The sequence below is a fragment of the Rhodococcus sp. IEGM1339 genome (assembly GCF_050321925.1).
Classification (GTDB): domain Bacteria; phylum Actinomycetota; class Actinomycetes; order Mycobacteriales; family Mycobacteriaceae; genus Rhodococcus; species Rhodococcus pyridinivorans.
The window spans coordinates 53,451-74,631 of sequence record NZ_JBNQFT010000011.1 but is presented as its reverse complement, the minus strand read 5'-3'; the positions used below and the strand labels follow the sequence as shown (position 1 = coordinate 74,631).

The window sequence follows — 21,181 nt, the reverse complement described above, 5'->3', positions numbered from 1 at the left end:
TATCCCGAAGTGACCGACACAGGACTAATCCGCGTCTCCCACCGCGTCGGCATCGACGCCTACCGCGACGGCGATCACATCGCGCACCAACTGTGCGAGACCGTCGGCGCCGAGTTGGGGCAGCATCCCCGGTACGAGCCCGTTCAAAACCACCGACACGAGTGCTTCTGCGGTGAGCGCACCGCCGGTCGTGGTGGCCATGGTGTCCAGACGCTGTGCGAACTCGCCGAGTGTGACTTCGCGCTCACCGTGCCGGAAGGCGACGGTGTCCGGGGCCACGGCAGCCGCTGCCGCCACGAGTGCCGGCAGATCGGCGACGGTGCGTGCCTTCTTCGGCCGGGCCGCCCGCGCCCGCTCGGCATCCGTGCGGATGTCGATCGAACGGAGGACGACCTGCGGGTCGGCGCTGACGGTCTCGAGGATCCGGACGAAGCGGTCGCCGAAGGTCTCGACCGTCGCGGCGTCGAACAGTGCCGTGGCGTAGGTGAAGGTCACATCGAGTGCGGTCAGCGCTCCCGACTCGGAGAACCGTTCGACCACCGTGCACTGGAGGTCGAACTTCGCCTGGTCGGCTCCCGTCTCGAGCGCGGCCACCTCGAGCCCCGGCAGGGCGAAGGTGCCGGTGTCGATGTTCTGGAAGGTGAGCATCGCCTGGAACAGCGGGGTGTACGCGCTGTTGCGCCGCACACCGAGACGTTCGACGACCCGCTCGAACGGCACATCGGCGTTGCCGAACGCCGCGAGATCCTTCTCCTTGGCCTGAGCGAGCAGCTCCGCGAAGGTCGCCGAGCCGGCCACCCGGGTGCGGAGCACGAGGGTGTTGACGAACATGCCGACGAGGTCGTCGAGCGCTTCCTCACCACGACCGGCGGTCGGCGTGCCCACCGCGATGTCCTCGCTGCCCGACAGGCGGGCGAGCAGCACCGCGAAGGCGGCGTGCATCGTCATGAAGACCGTCGCGTTGTGCTCGCGGGCGGTCTTCTCGATCCGCTGCGCGAGTTCCTCACCGATCGTGAAGGTGAACGACTCACCGACGGTCGACTGGCGGGCGGGGCGCGGACGATCCGTGGGCAGGGCGAGAACCTCCGGGACACCGGAGAGTTCGTCGGCCCAGTAGTCGAGCTGACGCGACAGCTCGCTCTCGGGATCGTCCTCGGAACCGAGAACGCTCTGCTGCCACAGCGTGTAGTCGGCGTACTGGACCTCGAGCGGCGCCCAGCCCGGGGTCTCCCCCGCGGCATGCGCGAGATAGGCGGTCATGACGTCGCGCACGAGCGGGCGCATCGAGTACCCGTCGGCACTGATGTGGTGCGCGACGACCGCGAGGACGTGTTCGGCGGCGTCGAGACGCAACAACGCGACCCGCACCGGCGGGACCGATGCCGTCACGTCGAATCCGCTGCCGAGGATCTCGGTGAGACGGTCGACGAGTTCGTCGGTGGTCACGTCCACCGGGGTGAGCTCGGGCACGGCCTGCGCGACCGGCAGCACGACCTGCACCGGACCGTCACCGCTGTCCGGGTAGACGGTGCGCAGCACCTCGTGTCGTGCGAACAGGTCGGCGACCGCGGCGCGCAGGGCGTCCACGTCGAGCGCACCGGTCAGGCGCACGGCGACGGGGATGTTGTAGACACCCGATTCCGGATCGACCCGGTTCAGGGTCCACATGCGCTGCTGTGCGAGCGACAGCGGCACCTGCTCGGGACGCGGGACGGTCGTGAGCGCCGGACGGGCACCCTCGCCCACCGACGGCCGGAGGCGGGCGGCGAGCGCGACCACCGTGGACGACTCGAAGACGGTCCGGACCGGCACGCGGGTGTCGAGTGCGGCACCGAGCCGGGCGGCGAGCTGCGTCGCGAGCAGCGAGTTGCCGCCGAGTTCGAAGAAATCGTCGTCGAGGCCGGCCCGCTCGACGCCGAGCAGTTCGGCGACGGTCGCGGCCACGATCTCCTCGACGGGATCGGTCGGGGCGCGGAACTGCCCCGCGTCGAGTTCGGGGTCGGGCAGGGCCCGCCGGTCGAGCTTGCCGTTGGTGTTCAGCGGCAGCGCCTCGAGTTCGACGAAGGCCGACGGCACCATGTACGACGGCAGTCGCTCCGCGAGCGCCGTCCGTGTCGCACCGGAGTCGAACGCGTCGGTGGCCGGCACGACGTAGGCGACGAGACGGTCGCCGAGGTGGGCGGTGCTGCGCACCAGGACAGCGACATCCTTCACGTCGGGCAGCTCGCGCAGGACGGTCTCGACCTCGCCGAGTTCGATGCGGTAACCGCGAACCTTGACCTGGAAGTCGGCCCGGTCGAGGTATTCGAGGCGACCGGCACGGTTCCACCGGCCGATGTCGCCCGTGCGGTACATACGTCCGCGTCCGTACGGGTCGGCGACGAACCGGTCCGCGGTGAGGTCGGGACGGTCGTGGTAGCCCCGCGCGAGCTGGGCACCCGCGAGGTACAGCTCGCCGGCGACACCCGGCGCCACCGGCCGCAGCCGGTCGTCGAGGACGTAGACGGCGGTGTTCCACTCTGGCACACCGATCGGGACGACGGTCCGGTCGGCATCGTCGACCTCGTGGACGGTCACCGAGACCGCGGCCTCGGTCGGTCCGTAGAGGTTGTACAGCGTCGCGGTGTTGTCCGCGCGGAACTGCTGGGCCACCGCCGCGGGCAGCGCCTCACCGATCGCGAGGATCCGCCGCAGCGACGGCGCCACCGGACCGGCCGCGACCGTCATCAGCATCGACAGCATGGACGGAACGGTGTGCAGCGTGGTCACCTGCTCGTCGCGCAACAACGCGAGCAGATAGTCGGGATCGCGGTGTCCGTCGGCGGTGGCGATCACCAGGCGGGCGCCGGAGGTGAGCGCCGACCAGAACTCCCACACCGACAGGTCGAACGTCGCGACGGTCTTGAGCAGCACCGCGTCGTCGGCCCCGATACCGAAATACTCACGCTTCCACAACAACTGGTTGACAATCGCGGCGTGGGAGACCGCGACGCCCTTGGGGCGGCCGGTCGAACCCGACGTGAAGATCACGTACGCCGTGTTGCCCGGCCGCAGCGGAGCCGACCGGTCGTCGTCGGTGATCGGATCGTCGGAGAGCCCGGCGAGGTCGAGGCCGTCGAGTTCGACGACCGGCGCCGTGCCGTGCTCGACCCGGTCGCCGCTCGTCGTCACGATCGCGACGGGAGCGGCCGTGTCGAGGATGTAGGTGTTGCGCTCGGCGGGCTGGTCCGGGTCGACCGGCACGTAGGCAGCGCCGGTCTTCGCGATCGCGTACATGCCCACGAGCAGCTCGGGTGAACGACGGATCGCGAGCGCGACCCGATCCTCCGGCCCCACACCGAGACCGAGCAGGTGCCGGGCGAGACGGTTGACGGACGAGTCGAACTCGCCGTAGGTCCACCGCCGGCCCTCGTACACGATCGCGACGTCGTCGCGGTGTGCGGCGACCTGCTCGTCGAACAGACCGACGAGGGTCGCGCCGGGGTCGGTTCCGTGCGCGGTGTCGTTCCACGCGCCGAGCACCGTGTCGCGCTCCTGCGGCAGGAGCAACGCGTGATCACCGACGGGCAGTGCCGGCGACTCGACGAGCGCTTCGAGCAGCTGCTCGAAACGGGCCGCGACGGCCTCCGCGGTCTCGCGGTCGAACAGATCCGTCGCGTAGGTGAGGATCGCGTCGATGCCCTTCGGCGCGCCGTCGTCTCCGTAGCTGTCGGCGACGATCAGGTGCATGTCGAACTGGGCGGTGCCACCTTCGAGATCGACCGGTTCGATGTCGAGCCCGGGCAGGGCGAGTTCGGAGCGGCTCTGGTTCTGGAACGAGAAGCCGACCTGGAACAGCGGATGCCGGGCCGTCGAGCGGGCCGGGTTCAGGACCTCCACGAGACGCTCGAACGGCACGTCCGCGTGCGCGAAGGCCTGCAGATCGGTTTCCCGTGCTGCGGACAGCAATTCGTCGAAGGACGCACCACCGTCCACCTCCAGCCGGAGCACCAGCGTGTTGACGAACATGCCGATGATGTCCTCGGTGGCCTGCTCGGTGCGGCCCGCGATGGGGGTGCCCACCGCGATGTCCGTCGAACCGGACAGGCGCGCGAGCAGCGCCGCGAAGGCCGCGTGCACGGCCATGAACAGGGTCGCGTTCCGGTTGCGCGCCAGATCCCGCAGCTCACGGTGGAGATCGGCACCGATGGTGAACTCCACGCGGTCGCCGCGGAAGCTCTGCTGCGCCGGCCGCGGACGGTCGAGCGGCAGGTCGAGCTGGTCGGGCAGGTCGGCGAGCGCGATGCGCCAGTAGCCGAGCTGCTCGGCGGCGGTGGACTCCGGATCGTCCTCGGAGCCGAGGACCTCCCGCTGCCACAACGCGAAGTCGGCGTACTGCACCGCGAGCGGCGCCCACGCCGGATCACTGTTCGCGGACCGGGCGGCGTAGGCCGTCATCACATCGCGGACCAGCGGCACCATCGACGAGCCGTCGGCGCTGATGTGGTGGACCACGGTGACGAGGACGTGATCGTCGTCGGCGACGCGGAGCAGATGCATCCGTACCGGCACGTCGACGGTGACGTCGAAGCCGGCCGCGGCGATCTCCCGCATCCGCGGCTCGAGATCGGCGGCGGTGACGTCCACCGGTTCGAGCTCCGGCCGGACCTGCGAGGCAGGCAGGATGCGCTGCACCGGACCGGATTCGGTCTCGGGATAGACGGTGCGCAGGGACTCGTGCCGTGCGACGAGGTCGGTGACGGCGGCACGCAACGCGTCGACGTCCAGTGCGCCCGTCATCCGCAACGCGAACGGGATGTTGTAGGCCGTCGAGTCGGGATCGAACCGGTTGAGGAACCACATCCGATGCTGTGCGGGAGACAGCGGGATCGACTCCGGCCGTGTCCGCGCCGCGAGCGGCACCCGAGCGCCGCGACCGGACTCCTGCTCGACCCGTGTCGCGAGTTCCGCGACGGTGGACGCCTCGAACAACGTCCGCACCGGCACCTGCGCATCGAGCGCGGCACCGAGTCGGGCGACGACCTGCGTCGCGATCAGCGAGTTGCCACCGAGTGCGAAGAAATCGTCGTCGGCGCCGATGCGGTCGACACCGAGGACGTCGGCGAACACGCCCGCCACGATCTCCTCGATCGGGGTGCTCGGCGCGCGGAAACCACGCGTCTCGAACACCGGCTCGGGCAGCGCCCGGCGGTCGAGCTTGCCGTTGACCGTCAGCGGGATCGCGTCGATCACCACGAACGCCGAGGGCACCATGTACTCCGGCAGGACCACGGCGACACCGCTGCGCAGCGCTTCGGTGTCGATCGACATGCCTTCGTGCGGAACCACATAGGCGACGATCCGGGCTGCTCCCGGGGTGTCCTCGCGCACGATGACCGCCGCGTGGGCGACCTCGTCCTGCGCGAGCACCGCAGACTCCACCTCACCGAGCTCGATGCGGAAACCGCGGATCTTCACCTGGTCGTCGGCGCGTCCGAGATATTCGAGATCGCCCGAGACGACCCAGCGTGCGACATCGCCCGTCCGGTACAGCAGCGCACCGTCGGACGAGAACGGATCGGCGACGAAACGTGCCGCCGACAGCTCCGGACGGCGCAGGTATCCACGCGCCAACTGGCCGCCGCCGACATACATTTCGCCGGCCACACCCACCGGCACCGGCTTGAGCCGCCGGTCGAGCACGTACACCCGCAGACCCGCGATCGGGACACCGACCACGCTCGCGGACGCACTCTGCGCCAGGTCGGCACCGATCTCCCGGTACGACACGTGCACGGTGGTCTCGGTGATGCCGTACATGTTCACCAGGCGAGGAGCTGTGCCGATCCCCCGTCGCTGCGCTCGCCCCGCATCGCCGTGACGTTCGAACCATCCGGCCAGACGCCGTGGTTCGAGTGCCTCGCCACCGAAGATCACGTACCTCAGCGACAGCTGTGCCTCGTCGGCCACCACCCGGTCGGCCTCGACGAGCTGGTAGAACGCCGACGGGGTCTGGTTGAGCACGGTGACCCGCTCGCGGATCAGCAACTCGCGGAAGGCCTCCGGCGAACGCGACGTGAAGTAGTCGACCACCACGAGGGTTCCGCCGTAGAGCAGAGGTCCCCACAGCTCCCACACCGAGAAGTCGAAGGCGTAGCTGTGGAACATCGTCCACACGTCCGACGAGTCGAAGCCGTACACCGATTCGGTGTTGACCATCAGCCGCACCACGTTGCGGTGCGGGATCAGCACACCCTTCGGGCGTCCGGTCGATCCCGACGTGTAGATCACGTACGCGAGGTTCGTCGACGTCAGCGGGGCACGACGCTCCGCGTCGAGGATCGGTGCGTCGTCGACCTCCGACAGATCCAGACGGTCGATCTCGACGACCGGCACCGAGGCCGGGAACGCGACCTCGACGTCCGAAGTGGTCACGACCGCGACCGGCGTGGCATCCGAGACCAGGAACTCGATCCGGTCGGCCGGCGAGTTCGGGTCGATCGGCAGGTAACCGGCACCGGCCTCGAGCACCGCGAGCAGCGCCACGATCAGATCGAGCGAGCGCGGCATCGCGACCGCGACCAGATCCTCCGGTCCGGCACCGACATCGATGAGATGACGTGCCAGGCGGTGCACCCGCGCACCGAGTTCGCGGTAGGACAACTGCTCGTCGCCGAACCGCACCGCGACGGCGTCGCCGCGTTCGGCGACGCGCGCCTCGAACATGTCGACGAGTGTCGTGCCGGCCGGTGCGACATCGTCGCCCAGCGAATTCCAGCGCGAGACGACCAGTTCGCGTTCGAAGTCGTCGACGATCTCGATGTCGCCGACCACCGCGGCCGGATCCTCGGCCACTCCGCGCAGGATGCGCAGCAGCTGCTCCGCGAAGGCCGCGACCCGCAGGTCGTCGAACAGATCGGTCGCGTAGGTGACGGCGAAGTCCATACCGGCCGCCGAACCGTCCTCGCCGACGGTCTCGGCGAAGGTGAACTGCAGGTCGAACTTGGCGGTGGGCGCCTCGTAGTCGACCGCCGCGGCGGTGACGCCGTCGAGGTCGAACTCGACCCGGCCGGTGTTCTGGAAGGTCAGGGCCACCTGGAACAGCGGGTGACGCGCCTGCGAGCGCTGCGGGTCGAGGATCTCCACGAGCCGCTCGAACGGGACGTCGGCGTTCGCGAAGGCGTCGAGGTCGGTGTCGCGCACCTCGGCGAGGAGGTCCTGGAACCGGATGTCGTTGCGCACACCGACACGCAGCACGAGCGTGTTGACGAACATGCCGACGAGGTCGTCGAGGGCGGCCGCGCCGCGACCCGCGATCGGGGTGCCGATCGCGATGTCCTCGCTGTCGGACAGTCGCGCCAGCAGCACCGCCAGCGCCGCGTGCACGACCATGAACAGGGACGTGTTCCGCTCCCGGGCAAGGTTTTCCAGCGCCGAGTGCAGCTCGGGTTCGATACGGAACCGGCTGGTGCGTCCGGTGTTCGACGCGACCTCGGGGCGAGCACGATCCGACGGCAGGTCAAGCTGGTCGGGAAGGTCCGCCAGCTGCGCGGTCCAGTACTCCACCTGGCGCGAGAGCACCGAACGCGGATCGTCCTCGGAGCCGAGGACGTCGCGCTGCCACAACGCGTAATCGGCGTACTGCACCTCGAGCGGCGCCCAGTTCGGAGCCTCCCCGCGCGAACGGTTCGCGTAGGCGACCATGATGTCGCGCGCGAGCGGCCGCAGCGAGAAGCCGTCGGACGCGATGTGGTGGACCACGAGGAACAGCACGTGCTCACGCCCGCCGAGCGAGAACAGCACGACCCGCAGCGGCACCTCGCTCGTGACGTCGAAGCCGGCCGAGGTGAGCTGCTCCGCCCGCTCGAACAGGCTGCTCTCGGCGACCCGCTCGACGGGCAGCTCCACCGTGTAGGGCGGCTGCACCGACTGGTGGCCGACGCCGTCGATGTCCGGGTAGACCGTCCGCAGCGACTCGTGCCGCTCGACGACGTCGCCGAGCGCGGTGCGCAGCGCGTCGACGTCGAGGTCCCCGGTGAGGCGAACACCGACGGGGATGTTGTTCGCCGCGGAGGCCGGATCGAAGCGGTTGAGGAACCACATGCGCTGCTGCGCGGGCGACAGCGGGATCCGCTCCGGACGCTCGCGCCGTTCGAGGGCGGGCCGCGACCCGGCTCCCCCGAACTGTTCGACGCGGACCGCGAGGGCCTCGACGGTGGGGGCGTCGAACAGGGCACGGACGGGGACGGTCGTATCGAGGGCGTCGCCGAGACGGGCGACCACCTGCGTCGCCACGAGCGAGTTCCCACCGAGCGCGAAGAAGTCGTCGGTACGGCCGACGCGCGGGACACCGAGCACCTGCGCGAAGACACCCGCGACGATCTCCTCGACCGGCGTGCGCGGCGGCATGAACTCCTGCACCTCGAAGGTCGGTGCGGGCAGCGCGCGACGGTCGACCTTGCCGCTCGTGTTGAGCGGCAGCGAGTCGAGCACGACGATCGCCGCGGGCACCATGTACGACGGCAGTCGCGAGAGCAGCGCGGTCTTCACGTCCGCCGGGTCGATGTCGGCGCCGGCGATCGGCACGACGTACGAGACGAGCTGCGGTCCGGATCGGGGATCCTCGCGCACCACCGTCACGGCACGACCGATCGCGGGCTGCGAGGTGAGTGCGGTGTCGATCTCGCCGAGTTCGATCCTCAGACCGCGAAGCTTGACCTGCTGATCGGTGCGGCCGATGTAGTCGAGTTCGAGGCGGTCGCCGCCGGCGGTGCGCACCCACCGCACCAGGTCGCCGGTGCGGTACAGCCGACCACCGGAGGTGGAGAACGGGTCGGCGACGAAGCGTTCCGCGGTCAGGTCCGGCCGACCGTGGTAGGCGCGGGCGAGCTGCGCACCGGACAGGTACAGCTCTCCGGCGACGCCCACCGGGACGGGCCGCAGCCGCGCGTCGAGGACGCGGGCGGCGGTGTTCCACACCGGCGAGCCGATCGGCACCGCGGGGTGGTCGTCGGGTTCGGCGGTGCGGTGCATCGTCTGGATGGTGGTCTCGGTGGGACCGTAGAGGTTGTGCACCGGTGCTGCGCCGAGCTTGCGGAAGCGGGCGGTGCTCTCGCCGGAGAGACTCTCGCCACCGCAGAAGACGTGGGTGAGCGAGGCCGCGGCCTCCTCCCCCAGGTGCTCGAGCACCGCGTCGAAGACGGTCGGCACGAACTGGACGACGGTGATGCCGGCCCGGGCGATCTCGGCGGCCATTCCGGCGGGTTCGCGGTGCAGGCCCGGCGACGCGACGACCGTGCGTGCGCCGGCGTGCAGCGGCAGGAAGAGCTCCCAGACCGATGCGTCGAAGGTGACCGGCGTCTTGAGGAGCACACGATCGTCGGCGGAGAGGGCGAATTCGTCCTGCATCCACGACAACTGGTTGACCACCGCGCCGTGCGGCACGGCGACGCCCTTGGGGCGGCCGGTGGAACCGGAGGTGTACAGGACGTAGGCGAGGTGCTCGGCCCGCAACGGACGGATCCGCTCGTCGTCGCGGACGGGCGAGCCGTCGCGGCCGGAGAGGTCGACGGCGTCGATCTCGACGATCGGGATGTCCCCGAAACCTGTCCGGTCCCGGAACTCGTCCCAGGATGCGACGAGAACCAGTGAGGGAGCGGAAGATTCGAGGACGTACGCGATGCGGTCGGCGGGCTGTTCGAGGTCGAGCGGCACGTAGGCGCCGCCGGCGGCGATCACCGCGTGGACGGCGACGAGCATGTCGACGGACCGGCCGATCGCCACACCCACCCGGGTCTCCGGGCCGACGCCCGACTCGACGAGATGGCGTGCGAACGCGTTGACCCGCTCCCCGAACTCGCGGTAGGTCAGCGGCGTCCCGACCGCGTCGGTGCCGGGCACGACGGCGAGGACATCGGGCGTGCGCTCGACCTGCGCATCGAGCAGCGCGGGCAGGGTCGCGGTCGTGCCGAGATCGGTGCGAGCACCGTGCGCGGCGGCGTCGACGGCGTCGCGTTCGCCGGCGGTGAGCAGCGGCAGTTCGTCGATCCCGGTGCCGGGAGTCTCCGTCGCGGCGGCGAGCAGACGGACGAACCGCTCACCGAGGACGTCGATCGTCTCGGCGTCGAACAGGTCGGTCGCGTAGGAGAGTTCGACGACCCACCCGTCGGACGATGCGCCTTCGGTGTCGGCGTCGAGGACCGTCATGACGAGGTCGAACTTGGACAGTCCGTTGTCGAGGGGCACGTTCGTCACCGAAAGTTCCGGCAGCTGCAGCGACACCTGTCCGAGATTCTGGAAGGCCAGCATCACCTGGAACAGGGGGTTGTGCGCCTGGGTGCGGACCGGGGCGAGGACGTCGACGAGACGCTCGAACGGGATCTCGGCGTGGGCGAACGCGCCGAGGTCGACCTCGCGGACGTGGGCCAGCAACTCGTCGAAGGTGGCGGTGACGTCCACCCGGGTCCGCAGGACGAGGGTGTTGACGAACATGCCGATCAGGTCGTCGAGGGAGCGTTCGCCGCGCCCGGCGATCGGCGTGCCGATCGCGATGTCGTCGGATGAGCTCAGACGCGCGAGCAGCGTCGCGAGCACCGCGTGCACGACCATGAATTCGGTCGTGCGCCGCTGCTGCGCGAGACGTTCCACCGCGGCGCGCAGGTCGGGATCGATCGTCAGCCGGGTGACGGCACCGCGGTACGACGCGACCGCCGGACGCGGCCGGTCCGTGGGCAGGCCGAGGCTCTCCGGCAGGTCGGCGAGGGTTTCGGTCCAGTAGCCGATCTGGCGGGCCAGCACCGACTCCGGATCGTCTTCCGCGCCGAGCACTTCGCGCTGCCAGAGGGTGAAGTCGGCGTACTGGATCTCGAGCGGGGTCCAGGCCGGAGCCTCGCCCTGCGCCCGGGCCGCGTAGGCGATCATGATGTCGCGGGTCAGCGGCACCATCGAGAAACCGTCGGCGGCGATGTGGTGCAGGACCGCGACGAGCACGTGCGAGTCGGGTCCGGTCTCGAACAGCCGAACCACCATCGGCACGTCGCGCACGACGTCGAAGGTGGTCGCCGCGAGTGCCCGCAGTTCGGCAGGCAGGCGGTCTGCGTCGATGCGGGTGACGGCCAACTCGACCGGCACCTCCGAGACCGGCAGCACCTTCTGGTAGCCGTAGCCGTCGACGTCGGGGTAGACGGTGCGGAGCGATTCGTGCCGTGCGACGACGTCGCGCAGCGCGGTCCCGAGCGCAGCGACGTCGAGCGCACCGGACAGGTGCACGGCCACCGGGATGTTGTTGACCGCGGACTCCGGGTCGAAGCGGTTGAGGAACCACATGCGTTGCTGCGCGAGCGACAGCGGAACCCGTTCGGGGCGGCGCCCGGCGACGAGCGGTGTGCGGGCCGCACCCGACGAGTCGGCCTCGACGGCGGCGGCGAGGGCCTCGACGGTGGACGCCTCGAAGATCGCGCGCAATGCCACTCGGCCACCGAGGGATTCGCCGATGCGGGAGACGGCCTGTGTTGCGATCAGCGAGTTGCCGCCGAGCGCGAAGAAGTCGTCGTCGAGACCGACGCGTTCGAGTCCGAGGACGTCGGCGAAGACCGACGCGACGATCTGTTCGACCGGGGTCGTCGGGGCGCGGAACTCCTTGACCTCGAAGATCGGGGCCGGCAGGGCCTTGCGGTCGAGCTTGCCCGACGATCCGAGCGGGAACTCGTCGAGCACGACGTAGACCGACGGCACCATGTAGGCCGGCAGCGAGCCGGCGAGACGACGCGAGACGGAGGTGGTGTCGAGCGACCGGCCGTCGGCGGCGACGAGATAGGCGACGAGGTGCTCACCGGAGTGGGCGTCCGAGCGCACGAGCACGACGGCCTGATCGACGTCGCCGAGCGCGAGCAGAGCCGTCTCGATCTCGCCGAGTTCGATGCGCAGACCGCGCAGCTTGACCTGGAAGTCGGTACGGCCGATGTATTCGAGTTCGGCACGCGCCGTGCGTGCGTCGGAGGTCTCCCGGGCGACCCACCGCACGAGATCGCCCGTGCGGTAGAGCCTCTCCCCCGCCCCGTACGGCGAGGCGACGAAGCGTTCCGCCGTCAGATCCGGCCGCGCCACGTAACCGCGCGCCAGCTGGACACCCGACAGGTAGAGCTCACCCGCGACACCGACCGGCACCGGATGCAGTCGGCCGTCGAGGACGTGGACGCCGGTGTTCCAGACCGGGACGCCGATCGGCACCGACACCGCGTCGGCTGCGGTGACCTCGTGGTAGGTCACGTCGACGGCCGCCTCGGTGGGGCCGTACAGGTTGTGCAGGCGAGCGCCCGGCAGGATCGACCGCAGGCGTGCGGCGACCGATGCGGGCAGCGCCTCGCCCGAGGCGAAGACCATCCGCAACGATGAGGCCGAGGCCGCGGCGTTCTCGGCGACGAAGACCGCGAGCATGGACGGCACGAAGTGCGCGACCGTGACGCCGCGGTCGGCCATGACCCGGGCGAGATAGGCCGGGTCCCGATGACCGTCGGGAAGTGCGATCTCGAGTCGCGCACCGATCTGCAGGGGCCAGAAGAACTCCCACACCGACACGTCGAAGGTGAACGGCGTCTTCTGCAGGACTACGTCGTCGCGACCGAGGCCGTACTCGTCCTGCATCCACAGCAGGCGGTTGACGATTGCACCGTGCGGCACCGCGACACCCTTGGGCCGTCCCGTCGAACCGGACGTGAAGATGACGTAGGCGGTGTTCGCCGGCGTGAGCGTGGCGATGCGATCGGCATCGGTGATCGGGCCGGACGGCAGGTCGGACACATCGAGCGTGTCGATCTCGATCGTGTGCGCGGCCGCGGTCGACCCGAAGGCGTCGCGGGTGGTGGTCAGCACCGCGACCGGCGCCGCCGTGTCGAGGATGTACGCGTTGCGGTCGGCGGGCTGATCGGGGTCGAGCGGCAGGTAGGCGCCGCCGGCCTTGACGATCGCGTACATGCCGACGAGGAGGTCGAGGGATCGCCGCACCGCGAGTCCGACGGTCGACTCCGGTCCGACACCCTGCGAGATCAGATGGCGGGCAAGGCGGTTCACTCGCGCGTCGAAGTCCGCGTAGGTCAGCTGCTCGCCCTCGAAGGCCACGGCCGCGGCGTCGGGATCCGTCGCCACCCGGGCGTCGAACAGGTCGACGAGAGTGGCCGGTTCCAGCTCGTGCGCGGTGTCGTTCCACGATTCGAGGACCGCGAGTCGCTCGTCGGCGTCGAGCAGGTCGATGTCGCCGACGACGACCTCGGGTTCGCGCACCACGGCCTCGAGGATGCGGACGAAGCGATCGGCGAATCCGCGCACCGTCGCGTGATCGAACAGGTCGGTCGCATAGGTGAACGCCGCTCCGAGACCGTTCGGCGTGCCGTCCTCCGCGAAGTCCTCGGTGAGGGTGAGCTGCAGGTCGAACCTGGCGACCGCCGTGTCGATGTCGAGCACGTCGAGGGTCAGGCCACGCAGTTCGACGTGCGCGGCGCGCAGGTTCTCGAACGAGAGCATCACCTGGAACAGCGGGTGCCGGGCGGTGGAGCGGGTCGGGTTGAGCACCTCGACGAGCCGCTCGAACGGCACGTCGGCGTGGCCGAAGGCGCCGAGCGCCGCATCGCGTGCCCGTGCGAGATGCGCGGTGAACGGCCTGCCCGAATCGACATCCGTGCGCAGCACGAGGGTGTTGACGAACATGCCGATCAGGTCGTCGAGCGCCTGCTCGCCGCGACCCGCGACCGGGGTGCCGATCGCGATGTCGTCCTGACCGGACATCCTCGCGAGCAACACGCTCAGGGCCGCGTGCACCACCATGAACAGCGATGCGTTGCGGGTACGTGCCAGCGCCACGAGCTCGCGGTGCAGTTCCGGATCGATCGGGAAGTCCACGGTCGCACCGGAGTACGACTGCACGGCCGGCCGCGGACGGTCGGCGGGCAGATCGAGCTGGTCGGGCGCACCGGCGAGGGTGCGACGCCAGTAGTCGAGCTGCCGGGAGATCAGCGACTGCGGATCGTCCTCGGATCCGAGTACCTGCCGCTGCCACAGCGTGTAGTCGGCGTACTGCACCGGCAGGGGTGCCCACGAGGGCTCCTCCCATTCGGTGCGGGCAGTGTAGGCGACCATGATGTCGCGCGCCATGGGGCCGGTGGACCAGCCGTCGGCCGAGATGTGGTGCACGACGAGCGCGAGCACGTGTTCCTGGTCGCCGAGTTCGAACAGTTCGGCGCGGATCGGCACGTCCGACGTCACGTCCAGTCCGGTGAAGACCAGGCGCCGCACGGACGCGGACAGCTCGTCGGGGGTGATCCGGGTCGGGGTCAGATCCGGCACGACCTCCGCCGCGGCACGGACGACCTGGTGCGGTCCGTTCGGCGAGTCGGGGAAGACGGTGCGCAACGACTCGTGCCGATCGATGACGTCCATGATCGACACCTGCAGTGCGGCGACGTCCAGTTCGCCGGTCAGGCGCAGCGCCATCGGGAGGTTGTAGGTGGACGACCGCGGATCGAAGCGGTTGAGGAACCACATGCGCTGCTGCGCGAGCGACAGCGGAACACGTTCGGGCCGCGGCATCTTCGTCAGGGCGATGCGCGCTCCGCGACCTGCCTCCTGCTCGACGCGCACCGCCAGGGCCGCCACCGAACTGGATTCGAACAGCGCCCGAACCGGCACCTGCGCGTCGAGGGCGACACCGAGCCGGGAGACGACCTGCGTGGCGAGCAGCGAGTTGCCGCCGAGTTCGAAGAAGTCGTCGTCGAGACCCACGCCCTGGACGCCGAGTACCTCGGCGAAGACGTTCGCGACCGTCTCCTCGATGGGAGTGGTCGGGGCACGGAACTCGCGGTAGCTGATGCCGAGATCGGGCTCGGGCAGGGCACGGCGGTCGAGTTTGCCGACCGGGTTGAGCGGCACCTCGTCGAGCACGACGATCTGCGACGGCACCATGTACGACGGTAGCGAGCGGCCGACGTGATCGGCGAGTTCGGCAGGATCGATCTGCTCGTCCCCGTGCACGTACGCGACGAGCGCGGTCTGCCCCGACGGCATCTCGTGTCCGACGGTGGTCGCGAAGGCGACCGAGGGGTGGGTCAGCAGTGCGGCGTCGATCTCCCCGAGTTCGATGCGGTAGCCGCGGACCTTGACCTGGAAGTCGGCGCGTCCGGCGAACTCGATGCGGCCCTGCTCGTCCCAGCGCACGATGTCGCCGGTGCGGTACATCCGGGTTCCGTTCGCGCCGAACGGGTTCGCCACGAACCGGTCGGCGGTGAGCGCCGGACGCCGATGGTAACCGCGGGCGAGCACGTCGCCCGCGAGATAGAGCTCACCCGCGACACCGGCGGGGACCGGGCGGAGCCGGCTGTCGAGGACCAGGGCGTGCACGCCCGCCACGGGCCGTCCGATGGTGATCGGCCCGGACGGTTCGAGCAGAGCGCGCGTCGAGACGATCGTGGTCTCGGTCGGCCCGTAGGCGTTGTAGAAGTTGCGGCCGGGCGCCCAGCGGGAGACGAGGTCGGCCGTGGACACGTCGCCACCGACGTTCACGACGCGCAGGGCGTCGAGTCCGCTCGGGTCGACGGAACCGAGCACCGCCGGGGTGATGACGGTGTGGGTGACGCCGGTGCGTTCGATGAGCGCGCGCAGTTCGGCGCCGCCGTAGACGGACGGCGGTGTCACGACGAGTTCGGCGCCGGTGGACCCGGCCAGCGTCCAGTCGAGGACCGTCGGGTCGAAGCTCGGCGAGCAGATGTGCAGGAGCTTCGATTCCTCTGTCACGCCGTACAGTTCGACGGTCTCGCGGACGAGACCGGCGAGGCCGCGGTGGGTGACGGCGACGCCCTTGGGCTTGCCCGTCGAACCGGAGGTGTAGATGACGTAAGCGGTGTGGTCGAGGCGCAGCGGCGCAGCGCGGTCGGCGTCGGTGAGCGGGCCGTCCGGGTAGGACGCGCACGCGTCGACGAACTCGGGGTCGTCGAGTCGGATCCACTCGGTGGCCGAGGACAGACCGGTGGCGTACTCCCCCGTCGTCAGACCGAAGACGGCCGACGAGTCGTCGAGCATGTGGGTGACGCGTTCGGCCGGGTACTCCGGGTCGACGGGCGTGTAGGCGGCGCCGGTCTTGGCGACCGACCACACGGCGAGCACCATCTCCCACGACCGTGGGAAGGCCAGCGCGACGATGCCGTCGGGCCGGGCACCGCGCTCGACGAGCCGCCGGGCGATGCGGTTCGACCACGTGTCGAGTTCGCGGTAGGTCAGGACGGTGTCGCGGTCGCGGAGGGCGACGCGGTCGGGATGGTCGACGGCGCCGGTGGTCAGCAGTTCCGCCAGGGTGCGGGCCTCGGCAGGCTCGGGCCCCGTCGCCGTGAGCAGGCGTTCGGCCTCCCCGGGCGAGAGGATCGCCAGGTCGCCCACGCAGGTCGACGCATCGGCGACGATCCCGGCGAGAATCCGCGCGAAGCGTTCGGCGAAGACGGCGACCGTCGCGGCGTCGAACAGGTCGGTGGCGTACTCGAACAGGGCGTCGAGGCCGGCGGGTTCGCCGTCGTCACCGGTCTTCTCGGTCACCCACAGCTGGATGTCGAACTTCGAGATCGGCACGTCCAGTTCGGCGCCGACGGCGTGGACTCCCGCGAACGAGACGTCGCGCGCGGTGCCCGGTTCGAGGGACAGCGCGGCCTGGAACAGCGGGTGCCGCGCGGTCGAGCGCGGCGGGTTGAGCACCTCGACGAGACGCTCGAAGGGGACGTCTGCGTTCGAGAACGCCGTCAGGTCGGTCTCCCGGACGCCGGCGAGGTAGTCCTCGAACGAAACGCCGGGATCGACCCTGGTGCGCAGGACGAGGGTGTTGACGAACATGCCGATCAGGTCGTCGAGATCCTTCTCCCCACGACCTGCCACGGCGGTACCGATGGCGATGTCGTCGGAACCGCTGAGGCGGGACAGCAGCGCCGCGTAGGCAGCGTGGACGATCATGAACAGCGACGCGTGCTGCCTGCGGGCGAGGTCGACGAGACCGCGGTGGGTCTCGGCGTCGATCGCGAAGCGGTGCTTGTCGCCGTTGTAGGAGGAGACGGCGGGCCGGGTCCGGTCGGTGGGCAGGTCGAGCTCGTCGGGCAGACCGTCGAGCTCGTTCACCCAGTAGTCGAGCTGCTGCGCCGCAACGGAATTCGGGTCGGCCTCGTCGCCGAGGGCCTCTCGCTGCCAAACGGCGTAGTCGGCGTACTGGACGGGAAGCGGCGTCCAGCTCGGCTTGTTCCCCTCGGCGCGGGCGCTGTAGGCCGTGACCACGTCGCGGGCGAAGGGGCCGAACGAGGAGCCGTCGGCGGCGATGTGGTGCAGCACCATGGCCAGGACGTAGTCGTCGGGGGCGAGCCGGTACAGCGCGACCCGGAAGGGGACGTCGCGGACGACGTCGAAACCGCGGCTCGCGAGGTCGACGACGGCCGCGTGCAGGTCCTGCTCGTCGACGTCGATCGGCTCGAGCGGGACGACGACCTGCTCGACCGGAAGGATCGTCTGCTGCGGCTCGCCGTCCACCTCGGGGTAGACGGTCCGCAGGCTCTCGTGCCGCGCCACCACGTCGGCGAAGGCGTCGGACACCGCTGCGGGATCGACGGCGCCGGTGAGCCGCACCGTGAACGGAAGGTTGTAGGCGGCGGTGCTGACGTCGAAGCGGTTGAGGAACCAGATCCGTTGCTGCGCAGTCGACAACGGCAGCACGTCGGGTCGCGGTCGGGCGACGAGCGGGGACCGCGCGCCGGTACCGATCTGCTTGGCGAGCCGGGTCGCGAGACCCACGACCGTGGACGCCTCGAACAGCACACGCACGGGCACCTGGGTGTCGAGCGCGGCTCCGATGCGGGAGACCACCTGGGTGGCGACGAGGGAGTTGCCGCCGAGTTCGAAGAAGTCGTCGTCGAGACCGACACGTTCGACACCGAGGACCTCGCCGAACGCTTCGGCGACGGCACGCTCGGCGGGGGTGCGCGGCTCACGGAAGACGCGGGTGCTGCTGAAGACCGGCTCCGGCAGCGCCTTCCGGTCGAGCTTGCCGCTCGTGTTGAGCGGCAGCGCGTCGAGCACCATGAGCGACGCCGGAACCATGTACGACGGCAGCGACCGGCCGGCATGATCGGCGAGATCGGAAGGGTCGATGGTGCGGCCGGGAGCCGCGACGACGTACCCCACGAGCTGGTCCCCGGTGGGGGTCCCCACCACGAGCACGACGGCCTGCGAGACGGCGGAGTGCGCGAGGAGCACCGCTTCGATCTCGCCGAGTTCGATGCGCTGGCCGCGGAACTTGACCTGGAAGTCGGTGCGGCCGATGTATTCGAGCAGACCCGTGCCGTCGGCGGCGGTCTCCCACCGCACCAGGTCGCCGGTGCGGTACATCCGCTCGCCGGGCGCCCCGAAGGGGTCGGCGAGGAAACGGTCGGAGGTCAGGTCGGGACGGTCGAGATATCCGCGCGCGAGCTGGACGCCGGCGAGGTAGAGCTCGCCGGGTCGGCCCACCGGCACCGGCCGCAGCCGCCGGTCGAGGACGTATGCGCGGCTGTTCCACTGCGGGACGCCGATCGGGACGCTGTGCACGTCGCCGGGAGCGGCCCGGTGGTAGGTGATGGAGACCGCGGCTTCGGTGGGTCCGTACAGGTTGTGGAGCCCGGCCGGGCACATGCGCGCGAAGTCCGCGGCGGTCTCGGACGGCAGGGCCTCACCGATGACGAAGACGTGCCGCAGCGAATCACACGTCCCGGCAGGCGCATTCGCGACGAAGACGGTGAGCATCGACGGCACGAAGTCGGTGATCGTGATGCCGTGCTCGGCGATCTTGTTCGCGACGTAGACCGGGTCGCGGTGCCCGTCGGGCGTCGCGATCACGAGGGTCGCGCCGACGCGCAGGGGCATGAAGAAGCCCCACAGCGACACATCGAAGGTCGTCGCGGTCTTCTGCAGGTACACGTCGGTGGAGGTCAGACCGTACTGGTCGTTCATCCACTGGATCTGGTTGTCGATCGCCACGTGGCTCACGGCCACGCCCTTCGGCCGGCCCGTCGAACCGGAGGTGAAGATGACGTAGGCGGTCGTGTCCGGCAGGATCGGTCCGCGTCGTTCGGCGTCGGTGAGCGGTGTCGTGCCGAACCGCGCGTGGTCGAAGGTGTCGACGTCTATCGTGGGGATGCCCTCGGGCAGCGTCACGTCGTCGCGTGCCGTGGTGAGCACCGCCGCGGGGTGGGCGGTCTCGAGGATGTAGGCGGTGCGATCGGCGGGGTGGTCGGGGTCGATCGGCACCCAGGCACCACCCGCCTCGACGATCGCGTACATGCCGACGACGAGCTCGAGCGAGCGTCGGATGGACAGTCCGACGAGGGACTCGGGGCCGACACCGAGATCGACCAGTGCCCGGGCAAGGCTGTTCACCCGCGCGGCGAATTCGGCGTAGGTCAGCGATTCGCCTTCGAAGACCAGCGCGGTCGCCTCGGGAGAGGTCGCGACCCGGTCGTGGAACTCCGCGAGCAGGTCGCGGCGCTGCACGGGATGGTCGGTGCGGTTCCAGTCGCGGACGACCCGGTCGAGTTCGGTGCCGCCGGCGAGCGGGATGTCCCAGACGGGCCGGTCGGAGGCCGAACCGACGAAGCGGTCGAAGAACTCGACGAACCGCGCGTGGTCGGAGGCGGCCCGGTCGGGTCCGTAGAGATTCGGGTTCGACTCGAAGTCGATGTGGGTGTTGTCGCCGCTGGTGTAGACGTTGACGCCGAGATCCTCGATCAGACCGGTGGACAGGATGTTGATCCGTCCCACCATGTCGCCGAGTCGGACCTCGTTGTCGAACAGCATGATGTTGACCCACGGTCCGAAGAAGGTGGACTGCGCTCCACCCGCCGAGGTCGCGGCGCGGTCGCGGACGATGTCCTCGTGCCGGTAGCGCTGGTGACGCAGCGCGCCCGAGACGGCAGCACCGGACGCCGCGATCAGGTCGTGCACAGTGGTCTCGTCGGTCACGCTCAGCCGGAGCGGGACGACGTTCGAGACCATGCTGCCGGAGCGGCGCAACAGGGCGGTCGTGCGAGCCGCGACGGGCAGGCTCAGGACGACGTCGGTCTGCCCGGTCATCTGGGCGACGTAGGCCGCGAACGCCGCGATGACGGCGGTCGCCAGACTCGTGTTCTCCCGCTCTGACAGCTGCTCGACGCGACGTTCGGTCTCATCCGACAACGCCGCGCTGTCGATGCGGCTGACCGGCGCGGGCGCCGCGGTGCGGCCGGCGAGGCTCGTGGGTTCCTCGATGCCCTCGATCTGCTGCGCCCAGTACTCGCGGTCGTCGGCGAACCGCTTCGATCCGCGGTACTCCATCTCGACGTCGTGGACCTTGCGCAGATCGGACGCGAGGCTCGGGGACGGTTCGACGCCGTCGACCGACGCCGTGTAGAGCTCGGCGATGCGGGTCATGAAGGTCGCGGCGGCGAAACCGTCGAGCGCGAGATGGTGGACGCGGTTGTACCAGAAGTAACGACGGTCACCGATGCGCAGGACCGTCGCGGAGATCAGCCGGTCGCGGAGGACGTCGACGGGACGGCTGCGGTCGTCGCGCATCCAATCGAGCGCGGCCTGGCGAGGATCGGGCTCGCCCCGAAGATCCTCGTACCCGACGGACTCTTCGAGAGTGGGGTCGACGAGCTGGTAGGGCTGGGCGTCGACCTCGATGAACCGGAGGAAACCCGATCCCATCTCGTGGGCGGCGCGGACACTCGCGGCACGCAGCAGGTCGCGGTCGAGGTCGCCCTCGAGTTCGACGTACTGAGCGATGTTGGCGGGCACCGTCGGATCGACGTGCTGAGCGAACCACATGCCCAGCTGTGCCGGCGAGAGCGGAAAGGCCCCGGGCGGCACGATGCCCTGCGCGTTCGCCGCTTCCGATCCGCCGCTACCCAGCGAGTCCAATCCCCAACCTCTCTCTCACCGTCGCGCAACCCCCATCGGCGGCAGCTTGCGCAGCGCACAACCTTCTCGGTTTATCTGCTGACCAGGTGGGAATCGTTACGGCGCGGCCGGGCGGTAGGACTCTCCGCAGGACCGGACGCAGCAACGAATCCCCGGCCTTTCGGCCGAGGCGCCCGAAGCAGGTTACCCGCCGGTCATCACCGGAGCCCATGACATACGCATCGGTCCCAATCTACAGGGTGCCCACCCGGCGCCG

Annotated in this window: 1 protein-coding gene; it reads right to left on the bottom strand. The window is 70.0% G+C overall.

Going from position 1 to position 21,181, the window contains the following annotated elements; all coding sequences use genetic code 11:
- Positions 1–24 precede the first annotated feature (24 nt).
- Complete coding sequence (locus ACQR3U_RS12800; protein WP_230811009.1) at positions 25–20,925, bottom strand: non-ribosomal peptide synthase/polyketide synthase; 20,901 nt, start codon at positions 20,923–20,925, stop codon at positions 25–27.
- Between the last annotated feature and the right edge of the window lie 256 nt (positions 20,926–21,181).